The organism is Mycoplasmopsis felifaucium ATCC 43428, from assembly GCF_000687775.1.
GTDB lineage: Bacteria > Bacillota_I > Bacilli_A > Mycoplasmatales > Metamycoplasmataceae > Mycoplasmopsis > Mycoplasmopsis felifaucium.
Genome location: NZ_JHXS01000003.1, coordinates 1 through 15057 on the forward strand (window position 1 = coordinate 1; position 15057 = coordinate 15057).

The following is a 15057-nucleotide window of genomic DNA, read 5'->3' on the forward strand; positions in this document are numbered from 1 at the left end:
GAAGGGGACCACCTGAATCCATTCCGAACTCAGTAGTTAAGCCCTTTAGTGCCGAAGGTACCAGAGATGGGAGAATAGGGAGCCGCTTTTTTATTTACTTTTTCTTTGGCTGAAATTATTATTTTTCTATAGTTTCTACCAATATGACTATTTTAAAGGCAAATAATAATATTAAATAATTTTGACTTTTTATGGTTTAAATACTATAATTTAGATGTTACTTTTTTGTAACCATTCTAAAAAGGCTACTAAGTATTGATTCAATCGATCGCCTTAAAGATGAGCCACAAATTCAGGAGGTAATGCTATGTTAGCAATTATCGAAACTGGAGGCAAACAAATTCTTGTTAAAGAAGGTGAAACAATTTTTATTGAAAAAATTGAAGGAGCTGAAGGTTCTACAGTAATCTTTGATAAAGTTCTTTTAGTTGACAATAAAATTGGTAAACCATATGTAAAAAGTGCAAAAGTTACTGGAACAATCCAAAAACAAGGTAAAGCAAAGAAAATCGTTGTTTATCGTCACAATGCTAAGTCTACACACAAACGTAAACTTGGACACCGTCAACCATACACACGTGTATTAATTTCTAAGATAGAAGGATAATAAACTATGGCACATACGAAAGCCGGTGGTTCTACCCGTAATGGTCGTGATAGTCGGGGCCAAAGATTAGGTATTAAATTAGGTGACGGTCAATTCTGTACAGCTGGATCAATTATCTTCCGTCAAAGAGGAACAAAAATTTTTCCAGGTACAAATGTAGGACGTGGAAACGATGACACTTTATATGCACTTATTACTGGATTCGTTAAATTCGAACACAGTAGAAACAGAACATATGCCTCAGTATACCCAGACAGAAGAGTTGTTGAAAATTCTTCAAAATAAGTATTTAGGTAAACTAGACACTTTAAAATAATAATCGGCACGAGCCGATTTTTTATTTTGTTTAATATATAATTAATATATTAAGGAGGTAAAATGTCAATTTTAATTAAGAATGCAACTGTTTTAACAATGGATAAGCGTAATGAAATCTTGGAAAATGCTTGTGTATTAATAGAAGGTAAATATATTAAATATGTTGGTCCTTATATGTCTGTTTTAAAGGCAGATAAAGAAATTGATGCTAATTGTAATTTATTAATGCCCGGGTTGATTAATGCGCATACACATGCATCAATGACTTTACTAAGAAATTATGCAGATGATATGAATTTGGAAAAATGATTATTTGAATACATTTTTCCAATTGAAGATAAATTCACTCCTGAAGATATTTATAATGGAGCAATAGTTGGATTGATGGAAATGATAGCTTCAGGCACTACATCATTTATTGATATGTATTTTCACGAAGATCAAGTCGCTGAAGCTACACTTAAAACATGTATGCGTGCTATGCTAGGTTTTGGTTTGCAAAACAATAAAATTGAACAACGTATAAATAATACAAAAATGCTATGAAACAGATATAATGGTAAAAATGATGGCTGTATTCAAACAGTAGTTAGTCCTCATTCAGTTTATACAAATAACACAGATTCGCTTCTTGAATTTAAAAAGTTAATTCCACATACTAATAGTGTTTTTCAAATTCACTTAAATGAATCTGAGAACGAAGTTAATAATTGCTTAAAAGTTCATAACAAAACCCCGATTGAATACTTAGAATCATTAGGTTATTTTGAACATAAAGGCATATTAGCTCATGTTGATAATATAAATGATAAAGAAATTGAAATCTTAAAAAATAAAAATTTAACTTTAGTTATGAATCCGTGCTCTAATTTAAAATTAGCTTCCGGGATTATGCCTGTTCAAAAATTATTGAATTCAGGCTTAAATGTTGCTTTAGGAACAGATGGTGCTTCAAGCAATAATTCGCTTGATATGTTTGAAACAATGAAATTTGCATCCTTGCTTGCCAAAATAGTTGACAAGAATCCTGAAAATCTTAACGCTTGAGATACTATAAAAATGGCGACTGTGAATGGTGCCAAAGCTTTAGGTTTAGAAAATGAACTTGGAAAAGTTAAAGAAAATTATTTAGCTGATTTGATATTAGTTGATCTCAATACTCTTCATAATAGTCCAAGAAGTAATGTTATTAGTTCAATAGTTTATTCATCAAAAAGTTCAGATGTTTATACAACTATTATTAACGGTAAAATAGTTTACGAAAATAAACAATTTGTATTTTTAAATAAAGATGAAGCGATTGCAAAATTACAACAATCATACATGAGAATTACTTCTAAATAGCCAAATTTGGCTATTTTTATATTAAAAAACAAGCTCAATTTGAGCTTGTGGTAATTTAATATATGGTCCCCAAGACAGGACTTGAACCTGCACGGATCTCTCCAATAGATTTTGAGTCTACAGCGTCTACCATTCCACCACTTGGGGATGCATTATTATTTTACATCATTATTTTTAATTTTTTAATGACTTAGATTTATTCATTATTTTTGTTAAAAATCTGTTAATTTATGAAAATTTAATAGAAAACTAACTTTTTATTGCTGTAAAAAAAAATAATATAATTAAACCGCAAAAAGCAAGAAAGGACAAAATATGTCTAAAAAAATAAAGATATTTAGTGGTACAGTAATAGCTACTGGTGCCACTTTAGTAGGTGCATCCCTTTTTGCCTTTATTCATAATAAAAATAACCACAAACAGAATAACAATGATGCAATCGTAATGCAAGATATGCTTAATAGATTAGTTAGGCAATCTGAAAATGCCTTGATTTTAAATAATGATAAAGAACCTTTTGTGGAAGCGTTAGCTTTAAATGAAGCGGTTAATTTATCAAAAAATAAACCAAATAATATAACTATGCTCAAATTAAAGATTTGCACGACAATCTTCATAATAAATTAGAAAAATTTATTGAAGCTATAAGCAAAATTAAAAATAATAATTCTGCAGATTCATCTGAAAGTATAGACAATCAGACCGAAGAATCAAATAAACCTGCTGATTCTAAATACGATTCATTAATTGCTAAACAAAATGAATTAAAAGATAAAATAAAATCTCTAAAAGAAACCCCAGCATATTCTAAAATATCTGGTTCTTTAAGCAACTTACTCAATGATTCTTTAGATTTATCAAAATTTGATAGTGATGAAAAAATTAATTCAGAAATTCAAAAAATAAATGATGAATTGGAAAAAGCTAAAGAATCAGTCAATAATTTAGAAGTTCCTTTAAATAATTTAGATCAGTTGATCAATAATTACAGCAATTTATTTGATGAGTTAATTAATGATAATGCTGACAATAAATATGATAGATTTTTAAAAGGTACAAAAAACATCTTAGATTTATTAAAATCTATTAGAAATAATCCGAATGATCAAATTGTATTTGAAGCTATGAATGAATTAGCTAACAATAAATTTGATACTGAATTCAATCCAAATAATTCAACTTCTTTAGCAAGTCAAGTTAAAGAAATAGCTAATAAAATTAATCAAGCTAATGATGCATTAGAAGAGTTAAATCATCCTGATATTACTTATCCTCGTGAACAATTAATTAATGCAATTAATAGTACTAGAGAAACTATTAAAACTGGTAATAAAAAAGATCTACAAAATATAGATATGTTTATTGAAGCAGCTATTAATTCATATAGATATGATTATCAACAATACTTATATAATTTAAACAGTTATAAATATAATGATGTTGAAGAATATAAACGTAAAGTTGCTGAAATTAAATATCTTCTTGAAAATAATAAATCTAGAAGTGATAACCAAAAGGCTGATTTTACAGCTTTAATTGAAAAAGTTGAAAATGGTTTACCTAATTTCCCTGAACTTTCTATTAATGATCCATATGAATTAATTAAAAATAAATTAAACCAAGCAACGCAGTTCTTCAATGAAGTTCAAACTGAAGAAAATGGCATTATTCAAAACGAAAGAACTGCATTTAAAAAACTTAAAGATTTCAATGGAAATATTGATCAAAATTGAGAATTCTCTGCTGTTCTACAAGGTGAAGAAAATAATGTTGAATTTAAAGAATTATTAGATAAATATAAAGAAGTTAAAGCTGAAGTTGAAACTACATTGAACCATAATTATGCTTACGGTTATGAATATAATATAGATCCTAAAGATTTATATTTATCTGCTAAATATAACGATTTATATGAATCTCTTACAAATTCTCAAAATGATTTCTGAGATGCTATTAAAGCTAAGAAGAATGAACTATATGCAGAAATACAAAAGTTAAAAGATGAGCAATCTGCAATTATTACACCAATAATTAATGATACATATAGCCAAGCTAAGCAAGATTATTTATATAATACAATTGGATCGTATAATTTACATAACGGTAATTCTATATCAATAAACTATATGCAAAATGCTATAAATAATTTAAACGAAGCTTATAAAACATTTAACGACAGAATACAAGAACAGCAACATAATTTAATTGAAAATATTAAAAAATATGGTGCAGTAAGAAAGTTTTTAAAAGATACAAAAGAAAAATTAAGTAGTAATGAAAAACTTCTTGACGGTCATTATTTTAGCTCATATGTTGAGAATATCTTAGCAACTCTTAATCAATGATTGTCAAGTTATCCTGAAATATCGCCGAATGCTTATTTAGAAGATAACACTGTTAATATCAATAAAATACAAAATTTTATTGATAGGTTAACCACAGAAAACTTAAATGATATGTTCTATGTATTAAACAATATTACTGATCGAATGTATTCTGATTCTTACTATGTAACAAGCTTGCCAGATTTATTTAAGAAACTTAATGATGTCTCTCAAAAAGCTATAAATATTTATAGAGTATCTAGCAAGATTGCTAATGGTGATTACATTGATGCTATTTCAAAATTGTCTGCAGTAGTAAATGAATCATTTGATTTAGCTGTTGAATATTTATGAGCAACTTATGCCAGATATTATCAATCATCTTGAAGCTCTATTTCACCATCTATTCCGGGTGGTAGATCATTACAAGATAAATTAAATAGTCTACTTAATAAATATTACAATCCAGAAGAGTTTTTAAAATATTTAATAAATGATATTAAAAATGCAAATGATTATTTTGCTGAAATATTCAAAAATGAATATTTAGGTTTAACAGCTAAAGAAATGTATGATTTAGTTCTTGCTCACTTAAATGATGATGTTATTTATAAACAACTTATTAATGATTTAACTTCATTGAATGGTACATATTTAGAAGCTGAAAAAGTGTTTAAAAAATATGAATCTGATACAAACAAACAAAATGAAATTAATAATCACGACAGTTTATGAACTAAATTTGTAGCAGAAAAAACTAAAGCCGAAAAAATGTTCAAAACTACTAGTTTAGAATCAGATGTTATTTTAAATATTAATAGCGAACTTAAGAAACTTACCGATGAAATTAATCAATTAAATCTTTCTACAACTAATTAAGAAGCTTAGGCTTCTTTTTTAATTACTGAAATATTTTAAATAGTTCATAATTAAAATATGAAGAAATTAAATTTATTTATGGGTTCTGTTACGTCCATTGTGGGTATTACCTCTTTATCTGCTGGATGCATTAAAAATGATGCGGGGGGGATTTAACTAATACTAATAATCCTATAAAACAAGGTTTTTCGTACGATGATTTAAGCAAAATTTATCCAAAGGATCTTAATATAGAAACACTTAATTTAAAGTTTGATGGCAAACCAGTAAAAATAGCAAAATTTGAAAAAGAAATTAAAGATACAAATAATGTATCCGTCAATATTGAACTTGAAAATTCAATAAATGTAGATAATCCAATTAAAATTACTATGAATTTAACTGGTTTTAAACAACCTGTTAAATTTGAAAATGATGTTAATTATTTAAAGCATCATAATATAGTTGAAGCTGCCAATAAAGCTGATTTGAACCTGTTTTATAATACTTATGGTCAAGGCATTTGAAACAATTTTATCCGTATGTCATTAATGATAAATGGAGATATTTATTTTGGAGTTAATAGTTCAAGAAACGGACTTTCTCAGCAGTCTTATTTGAATAAAGAACTATGAACTGAATTTCAACATAATCATAAAGTTAATCCTGGTTTAAATTCCAAAATTGTCTTTTTTGATTTAGATGAGCCCGGTAAGTATCCTAATATTGATGATAAATATATAGCTATACCTTATTGAAAACAAGTTATATTTGATAATCCTGATAAAAAGATAAATATCTGATGTAGAACGGGTATATCTCAAGAGGATTATTATGCTTTAAGTCAATTTGATAATGTAGTAGTTAATATGATTGAAGAAAATCCTTCTTTATTTGAATCTTGAAAAGATGGTATTAATAAAATGGATACTGATTTTAAACTTCAAACAGGTAAAACTATTAAGGACGCTGAATTTAACACTTTAGCTGATCTACCTCAAAATTATCATAATTTACTGCTTTATTCTAATATCAAAGGGCATAACAAATTTAATTATTGGTGAAGTATAAATGAAGCTGATAGCTATTTCAAAGCAAAAGGCTTTAATAATCAATTCTTATTTTCAGGTGTTGATGAATCAGAAAAACCAATTAAATATTCAATTACAGATGCTTTATTTAATGCTAGAGATATAAATAAAAAGAGATTATCAGTGGCTTGATGAAGTTTGATTAGCGGATATAACTGAGAAAGACAAAAAGAAATTATTGATAGTGTTATGAATAATTCTACTAGAACGAAAAAAATAATTTTTATTGGTGATGCAAATGTTCGCCAATGAGACTTATTAATAACAGCATTTGAAAAATATGGCAATGAGTATGAATTCTTCTATAAAGGTCATCCGGGTCATACAGAAATCCCTAAACATATTGATAAGGTAATTAATGTAGCTAATAATCTAGAATATAATAACCTACTTAAAGGTACTAAAGAAAGATTTACTATGCCTGAAGGCAGAAAAATCACTATTTTAGATCCTCAAATTATTTCTGAAGAATTAACCACTTATCACGTTGATGAAGGTCTTAAATTTGAAAAATTTATCAATTCAACAGTCTTTTCAAATGCTATGCTAGGGATGAAGAATGGTTATAATGATTATAGAAATGATGTTTTAATGGCTTTAACTCACGACGGTTCAATCTTTTGTGATTTTGAAAGTGCTAATTTAAACGAAGATAACTTAAAAACCCAATTTATTGATTGATTTGAAAAAAATACTAATAAATAAAAACATAAGAGCGTTCATAAATTAGAATGCTCTTATTTTATTTTCTCTTAAGGTTGTTAAATTCTTCTTCTCTTTGTTCTTCTTCTTTATAAAGCTGTTCTATACTAAAGTTAGCATATCTCTTAAGTACAACAAATTTGATTAATAAAGAGAAGTTAATAAGAATTCCCATTTGGCCAACAACTAACATACAGATTATTTGGACCATAATTGATCAATCAGGGTTTTTAGAGGCTAAATAAAGTTGTAATTGCTTAATAGTTTCATACATATATCAAGGGTATGCTACACATAGAGATAATATGGCTGTTATTATTAGTAATGCTACATTTCTTTTCCATATATTTAGCTCTTTAGTTTTTTCATAATTTTCTTTAGATCTCAAGGTATATCACATAAAAGCTTGAATAATTAAACAAGCTAAAGCAATCATAATAATTGCAGTGTAAGATAAATATTCAACTCAAGTTAATTGCATAACATAATTTTAGTTTATTTTTAAGCTTTTAGAGTTATAAACTGCATAATAAATATAAATTTATTATGTTATTATTTTATTAATATGAGTAATAAAAGAATGGTGCCTGAGGTTAGGTTTAGGGGGTATACAGATTTCTGAAAGTTTAAAAATCTTTCAGAAATTGCTTTAATTGTTAAAGGTGAACAATTAAACATAAAAAATATGATTCAATCTGGTCAATATTATGTCTTAAATGGTGGCGTTGAACCTTCTGGGTTCACTGATAAATTCAATACTTTATCAGGAACCGTAACTATTAGCGAAGGCGGAAATTCTTGCGGTTATGTCGTATATAACAAAGAAAACTTTTGAAGTGGTGGGCACAATTATTCATTATTAAATTCTAAAATTAATAACAAATTTTTATATGGTTCTTTAAAAAATAAAGAATCAGAAATAATGGAATTAAGAATTGGCACAGGTCTTCCGAATATTCAAAAATCATCACTTTCATTATTTGAAATAGGTATTACAAATAATGAAGTTGAACAATCTAAAATAGGTGAATTCTTCAAAAACATTGATAACTTAATTACTCAAACTAACAATAAATTAGACAAATTAAAAGATGTTAAAAAGTCTTTACTTAATAAAATGTTTCCTGTTGAAGGAAAACTAGTTCCTGAGATTAGGTTTAAAAACTTTTCAGAAAATTGAGATAAAAATATACTATCAAATTTATCATCAATAGTTAAAGGTGATCAATTAAATTTAAAAGATATGAAGTCATTTGGCAAATATTATGTTTTAAATGGTGGTGTCGTGCCATCTGGATACACCGATAATTTCAATACTCCGCATGATACCGTTACTATCAGTGAAGGTGGAAACTCTTGCGGCTTTGTTATATATAACTTTGAAAACTTTTGGAGCGGAGGACATAATTATTCATTATTAAATTCAAAATTAAATAACAAATTTTTGTACGAATTATTAAAATCTAATGAAGATTTAATAATGAGTTTAAGAATTGGAACTGGTCTTCCTAATATTCAAAAATCTAATCTTTCATTATTTGAAGTTAAATATTCAAATAATGAAATGGAACAGTTAAAAATCGCTGAATTTTTGACTGCCGTTGATAAACTAATCACCCTCACCAATAAAAAACTTTCTAAACTCAAAGACATCAAAAAAGCTTTATTGCAAAAAATGTTTGTCTAATACGCCTATAAAACAGGCGTTTTTTATTATTTTGAAGATCTGATATGGTAATTTTTACTAATAACTAGTAAAAATATATTTTTAATATAATTAAAATATATTTGAAATATAAAGGAATTAATATGACTAAAAAAGGAAAAATTATCTTAGGTTCAACCTTAGGGGCTATAGCAGTCGGTGGAGCTGTAGCAACTGCTGTTGTGATTGGTGAAACTTTGAAAAATAATAAAAAAGCTAAGCCGAATAATAATGATGGAACCATTAATAAAACACAATTAAATAATTTATATAATGAGATAAAAACACTAATAAATAGTAATCAATCAAAATTATCTATTGCTTTTAGTGAAAAACAATTAAGTAATCTTGAAACCATTAAAGCAGAATATGATTCAGCTAATCCTATAAAAACTCAGGTTCAGTTTTTAACTGGATTACAAGAAATAAAAGTAATTACTGAAGAAACAATCGCTCAATACAATAGCGATAGAAGTTTTTCTGAATCACAAATTCAAAGAGTTAAAACTAAAAAATTAGAACTATCTTCAAGTAGCGAAAAAGAAAGATATACTGGAATTATTTCGGAATTAACAAGTAAATTAACACAGTTTAATACAACCTTATCTAAAACGAAATCACCTGCTGAATTTGCTAATTTAAACGATGAAATTTCTAAATTATTATCTTCTATAGGTATTTGACAAAACGAAGAAGATAATTTAGCTTCTAAAATTACTGAAATAGATAAATTGGTAAAAAAATATCCAAACACTTTAAGTTATGGACCTGTTCAATTTGGCCAGTATACCTATGATATAGCTAAATTGGTAAATGATGCTAAAGTGGCTTATTCTACAAAGAATCAAAATTTAGCTACTGAACAAATAAAGGTTTTATACACTTTTATAACAAACTTTACTACTTGATATAACCAAAGTGTTTCATATGATTACAGCTCTTTAAAACAAGCTATAGTTAATTTAAAGAATACTGTAGAACCATACAAAAACACAAATAAAAACGATATAGCTGTTTCAACCATTAATCAATTAGATGCTTTATTACAACGATTAGAAGCTAATAAAGATAACTTAAACGATATTATAGGTAATTTAGCTGGTGAATATAGCACAATTTCTGATGAATGACCTCAATTATTAGAAAACAGAAATAATTTAATTTCGCAAATTGAATCTGATATTACACAAATTAGCAACATGCTACCTAAATATAATCAAGGACCTGATAAAGATCTTTATGTTTCTGTTGTAAAACATATCAATGAAACAGTTTCATCTATCACCAGAGAATTAAATGATGCTAGAACAAAAGAAGAACTAAACACCTTATTACAAAAGTCTAATAATGAAGTTCAAAATATCCCTAATGTTGCTGGAATGTATCCTTTCTATCAAAATTTAATTGAAATTAGTAAAAACAATGTTAAATCATTAGAAACTCAAGCTGCCAATAATGGCAATACACAATACTGAACAAAAGCATTTGAATTAATTAACGAAACAATTAGAATTGCTGAAGAAAAATTAAAATCTGATATCAATAATTACGATGCTGTTTTAGCAGTTGTTAATCAACAAAATGAATTAATTAATGAAAATGCTTCTAACTTAAACCCAAGTGGATGAGATCTTTATGAAAATCCAGGTACATCAATTGGTAATGCAAATAATAATATCCCTAATGTGATTCAAAATATCCAAAGTATGCAAGAAAATGTTCAGCTAATGAACCAACTACCAAACAAAGAAAATTACGAAGCTGTGATTAATACTACTCCAGGATATATTGAACAAATTATGGATGTTTTAAATAATGCTCAATTAAATAATGGCGTTTATACAGCAGCTATTGATGCTAATACGTTATCAACAACTTTAGAAAATCAACAAACTACTTGACAAGCTACTATTCAAGGTTCTTTAAGTGATTTTACAAAAATTCAAGGAATCAAAACTGATTCAAACTTTAATACTTATGCAACTCAATTAAACGATTTAGATGGTATTAATAACTACTTAAGAACTCATTTCAATGAAAGTACTTATGAAGAATTTATGAAACATTACGATCACTATAAATATCAAGTAATGCAATTATTCCAAAGAATCTTTACAAGTGTTGAACAAAGCTATACTTCTGATATGGATAAAGCTAGAAAAACAAAAGCAATGCTAGAAACTTCGCAAGCTTTAAGAGATCGTTTACAAATTAGTGCTGAAAAACTTCAACAAGATATTGATAATACTACTGCAAAATGAAACGCAATTAAAAACGTATTAGAATCTAATAACTTTAGCCAATTAATTAACAATATAAGAAATGATTATTATCAATACTTATTAGCTTTCCACCAAGTTAATGTTGTTTTATTCAAAATGAAAGGTAGCCAAGATATGTTTGACCAAGTAATTTCTGCAGTTGAAACTAATATTGGCTACTATAAACCTTTCTCAAGTCATTATGTTTTAATTAAAGATGTTGTGGAAAAAATGGAACAATTGCTCCCTGAAGTTAAGAATCTTAAAGCTAATATTTATGATGGCAATTATGATGAATTTATGACTAAAGGTAATGAATTATGGCAAACTAATAGTAGTTTATCTAAAATGTGAAGAGAAACTATAAATCCATATGACTCGCTTTACAAAGAATATACTAACGTTTGATTTAATCAATATAAACCTAAAGAAAATTCTTTAAGTCAAGAACAAAAACAAAAAATTTGAGCTCCTGTTAATAAAATAAATGAACTTCATAAAAAGGCTGCTGTGGCTTCAAGAGTAGAACAATTTACTGAAGATACTAAAGAAATGCAAAGTTTAGTCGAACAACTTAAACAAGCAATGGCGGAAACTAACTAAAATAAATATTTAAAAATAACAGCATAAAACTGTTATTTTTTGTTTTCCTAAAATTACTTTGAATCAGTGTTTTTGGTTTCTGAATTATTTTTTTTAGCTTGTTCTAAATCAAAGTTTGAAATCATATTTTGTCTCTTGTTATTTTTAAATGCAATTGTATTATTAACAAAGTTAACAAAGTATTTTTCTGTAAATCCTTGTACTAATGCATAGAAGAATGGAGCACAAATATCACCAAGCATCATCATAAAGGTTGCTAATAATAAGTCTGTTAGCATCATATTTTGACTAGTAAAATATTTTGATGCAGTTGATTGAGTTTTAAAACCAAAGAATAAATCTGGAACTTGTTGTGCTAATCCACGAGCTGGGTTAATAGCTGCTGAACCTAATAAGATACCTAATCAAACTGAAAGAGAAATAATGAATAAAATCATAACATCTCTATATTTTGAATCAATTCTTGGGCTGAAAATTGGGAATAATAATACAGCTGTCATAACCATTTCGCCGAAGAAGATTCATAATGATCCTCCAATTAACGCTTGCTTGCCTGTATTATTGAAAGCTAAAAAGTCTTTATTTGCTGAATTAGCAGCACTTATAGCTGCATTTGATGCATTACCACCATTTGTTAATAATCCTAAACCATAAATAATTAAACCAGCAACAACTGCACCAACCATTTGAATGGCTATTTTGGCAATAGCATATTTAGATGTATTTGTGCCGTTAAATCATCTATAGATTGTAACAGCAGGGTTTAAATCACAACTTCATCTTAAAAAGATGAATAAGCAGGCACCAACAATAATAAATCCAGCAAAGAAACCAACAATAATATTATGTAATAAGAATCAGTGTTCTAAGGCTTTGCCATTAACATATAAAGATAATCCTGCTAAACCTAGAGAAATAAAGATAGTTCCGAACAATTCACTTAACATGTGAATTGTTCAAGTTTTACCGTTTTTAGGTTGTTCGGCATGTTCTCTAGTTTTTTTAGAAAATTTGAAGAAGTTAAACATTTAACTAACCGTTTAATACCTTTCCATTGTCTAATAATTTTAATGCTTTTGAAAAGTCTCCATTTTGAGCCATATCAGCATTATCTAAAGTGATTTTAGCAATTTGTGTTAAAGCTGTATCCGTCAAGAATGCTTGGTGAGATGTAACTATAACATTTTCGTTTGAAATTAATTCTTTTCATTCAGGGTCAATCTTTTCGTATTCTTTAGCGTGTTTAGAAATATCTGAATAGAAACGGCCTTCTTCTCTGTCTAAAACGTCACAGCCAAGCCCTCTAATAATATTATTTTCCAAACCATATAAAGCTGCCTTAATGTCAATTAATTCACCTCTAGCAGTGTTAATAATAATTACGCCTTTTTTCATTAAATCTACAGCATCTTTATCAATGATGTATTTTGTTGAAGGTAATAATGGAGCATGCAACGAAATAAAATCACTTTCTTTAATTAATTTAGTGAAAGGAACAAATTCAAATCCCATTTCTTTAGCTAAATTAGGGTTATTCGCTTCGCAGAAGGTATCAAAAACAAGAATTTTAGCTCCCATACCTTTCATAATGTTAATGAAGCATTGACCAATTTTACCTGAACCAATTACTCCGACTGTTGAACCGTAAATAGCCTTACCATCTAAGTTATCTAATGAGAAGTTGTAATTTCTTACTCTTTGAATGGCTTTAGATATGTTTCTGTTTAAAGTCATTAATAAAGCAGCTGCAAATTCAGCAACACTTTCAGCTGAATAGTTTGGAACTCTAAAAACATTAATTCCTAACTCTTCTGCCTTAGCTAAGTCAACTTTGTTATAACCCATCGATCTTTGAAGTCAAACTTTAACATTATTTTTTGCTAATAGTTCAAGAATATATTTATCCCCGTAAGTGTTAACAAAACCACAAACGGCGTCAAAACCTTTAGTTTTTGACACGTTTGTAATGTTCAAGTTTTCTTCAAAATAAACTATTTCGTGCCTTCCGTTATTGATTAAATCAAAATATTTTTTGTCATATTCTTTAGCGTCAAAAAAAGCTATTTTCATATTATTCCTTTCAGTTTTAATTTTTCATATTTTATATAATTATTAATAAATTTAAAAAGTCATATATATGCATATATTTTAATATAAATTAATATTATTTTAGATATTCGCAAATATTATAAAGTTATATTTAATATTTAATTTATTAAATATAATAAAAAAAATTTATTGGTGTAAATATTTACATATTTGTGCCATAATTAATGAGTTATATGAATTTACTACTAATTTTATAATATATTATTATGATGTTAATATTAAGCATTTAAAAAGGAGAACCAATGTCATTTCGTGAATGATGAAAAAAACACTTTTGTAAGAGCAAAAAACAAGAAGAAACTCAAAAACCAGTATTTGTTTCTGAAAGAGTTAGAAAGCTAGTTGATGCTTTTGGAGGAATTAATAATATTACAGGATTTAATAACTGTGCCGCTAGATTGAGATATGATGTTAAAAACACAGCTTTAGTTAACGAAAAAGAACTGAAAGCTTTAGGTGCAACTGAAATTATTATGATTGGTAAAAAACACGTTCAGGCTAAATTCGGGCCTGTTGCTGAAGAGTTAAACTTAGAAATTAAAAATTCCGTAGACACCCTTAAAAAAGAAGTATCAGACAAAATTATTGTTTCAACAGAAAACTTTTTAAGTGATTCATATCAAGAAAAAGAAGAACAAGAAGACTATTCAATTATTTATTCACCTTGCCATGGCTTAAGAGAATCACTTAGTGATTTAAGCGATGATGCATTTAGCTTATTAGGTTCAGGTTATGCAGTTAAATTACTAAGAGAAACAGGCAAAATTGAAATACATTCGCCAATAAGCGGAAAAATTATTGTTGCTTACCCAACAAAACATGCTTATGGTATCTCAGCCCCAAATGGTTTAGAAGTTTTAGTTCACATTGGCGTTGATACAGTTAAAATGAATGGACTTGGTTTTACTTCAAATGTTAAATTAAACGATGAGGTTAAACACGGCGATGTTTTAGCTACTGTTGACTTAAATAAAATTAAGGAAGCTGGAGTACAGAGTGATGTAATTATTGTAATTACGGACAAAGTTAATAAAAATAAAACACTTAAATTATTACAACCTCTTGAAATTAGAGAATCTAACCTTCCTTGACTTAAAATTGTTGATTAATTTATAGACCTTGCGAGGTCTATTTT

The 15057-nt window shown here is 27.4% G+C and carries 12 protein-coding genes, 1 tRNA gene and 1 rRNA gene; 10 read left to right on the forward strand and 4 right to left on the reverse strand.

Going from position 1 to position 15057, the window contains the following annotated elements; all coding sequences use genetic code 4:
• The 4 genes from rrf to T390_RS0100580 form a co-directional block, all read left to right on the forward strand.
• A 5S ribosomal RNA gene (rrf, locus tag T390_RS0100565) occupies positions 1-91 on the forward strand; the annotation flags it as partial.
• Between the two features lie 216 nt (positions 92-307).
• On the forward strand, positions 308-607 hold the full coding sequence (rplU, locus tag T390_RS0100570) for a 50S ribosomal protein L21 (protein WP_027334613.1): 300 nt from the start codon (positions 308-310) through the stop codon (positions 605-607).
• Between the two features lie 6 nt (positions 608-613).
• Positions 614-892, forward strand: coding sequence for a 50S ribosomal protein L27 (gene rpmA, locus T390_RS0100575; protein WP_027334614.1), 279 nt, complete (start codon positions 614-616; stop codon positions 890-892).
• A gap of 93 nt (positions 893-985) precedes the next feature.
• A complete protein-coding gene (locus T390_RS0100580) occupies positions 986-2269 on the forward strand; it encodes an amidohydrolase (RefSeq protein ID WP_027334615.1) in 1284 nt (427 codons plus the stop codon).
• A 63-nt stretch (positions 2270-2332) separates the two neighbouring features.
• On the opposite strand, the gene T390_RS0100585 is transcribed toward T390_RS0100580, so the two are convergent.
• Positions 2333-2416 (reverse strand) — tRNA-Leu (locus T390_RS0100585).
• Between the two features lie 168 nt (positions 2417-2584).
• Here T390_RS0100585 and T390_RS0100590 point away from each other — a divergent pair.
• From T390_RS0100590 to T390_RS0100600, 3 genes are all read left to right on the forward strand, one after another.
• Positions 2585-2896 (forward strand): hypothetical protein, encoded by a 312-nt coding sequence (locus T390_RS0100590; protein ID WP_027334616.1) that lies wholly within the window; start codon positions 2585-2587, stop codon positions 2894-2896.
• A complete protein-coding gene (locus tag T390_RS0100595; protein ID WP_027334617.1) occupies positions 2869-5472 on the forward strand; it encodes a hypothetical protein in 2604 nt (867 codons plus the stop codon). The genes T390_RS0100590 and T390_RS0100595 overlap by 28 nt, the downstream gene beginning before the upstream one ends.
• Positions 5473-5843: 371 nt before the next feature.
• On the forward strand, positions 5844-7247 hold the full coding sequence (locus tag T390_RS0100600; RefSeq protein WP_027334618.1) for a hypothetical protein: 1404 nt from the start codon (positions 5844-5846) through the stop codon (positions 7245-7247).
• A 37-nt stretch (positions 7248-7284) separates the two neighbouring features.
• Here the strand turns inward: T390_RS0100600 and T390_RS0100605 are convergent, their stop codons facing one another.
• Positions 7285-7725, reverse strand: coding sequence for a hypothetical protein (locus tag T390_RS0100605; RefSeq protein ID WP_156930730.1), 441 nt, complete (start codon positions 7723-7725; stop codon positions 7285-7287).
• Positions 7726-7809: 84 nt separating this feature from the next.
• On the opposite strand from T390_RS0100605, the gene T390_RS03975 reads away from it, so the two are divergent.
• Both T390_RS03975 and T390_RS0100615 read left to right on the forward strand, forming a co-directional pair.
• Positions 7810-8931, forward strand: coding sequence for a restriction endonuclease subunit S (locus T390_RS03975; RefSeq protein ID WP_084260945.1), 1122 nt, complete (start codon positions 7810-7812; stop codon positions 8929-8931).
• Between the two features lie 122 nt (positions 8932-9053).
• On the forward strand, positions 9054-11813 hold the full coding sequence (locus T390_RS0100615) for a hypothetical protein (RefSeq protein ID WP_027334620.1): 2760 nt from the start codon (positions 9054-9056) through the stop codon (positions 11811-11813).
• A 53-nt stretch (positions 11814-11866) separates the two neighbouring features.
• Here the strand turns inward: T390_RS0100615 and T390_RS03665 are convergent, their stop codons facing one another.
• Both T390_RS03665 and T390_RS0100625 read right to left on the reverse strand, forming a co-directional pair.
• Positions 11867-12841 carry an aquaporin gene (locus T390_RS03665; RefSeq protein WP_051590830.1) on the reverse strand — a complete coding sequence of 325 codons (975 nt, stop codon included), beginning with the start codon at positions 12839-12841 and terminating at the stop codon, positions 11867-11869.
• A 4-nt stretch (positions 12842-12845) separates the two neighbouring features.
• On the reverse strand, positions 12846-13883 hold the full coding sequence (locus T390_RS0100625; RefSeq protein ID WP_027334621.1) for a 2-hydroxyacid dehydrogenase: 1038 nt from the start codon (positions 13881-13883) through the stop codon (positions 12846-12848).
• A gap of 281 nt (positions 13884-14164) precedes the next feature.
• On the opposite strand from T390_RS0100625, the gene T390_RS0100630 reads away from it, so the two are divergent.
• Complete coding sequence (locus tag T390_RS0100630; protein WP_027334622.1) at positions 14165-15031, forward strand: glucose PTS transporter subunit IIA; 867 nt, start codon at positions 14165-14167, stop codon at positions 15029-15031.
• The last annotated feature ends 26 nt before the right edge of the window (positions 15032-15057 follow it).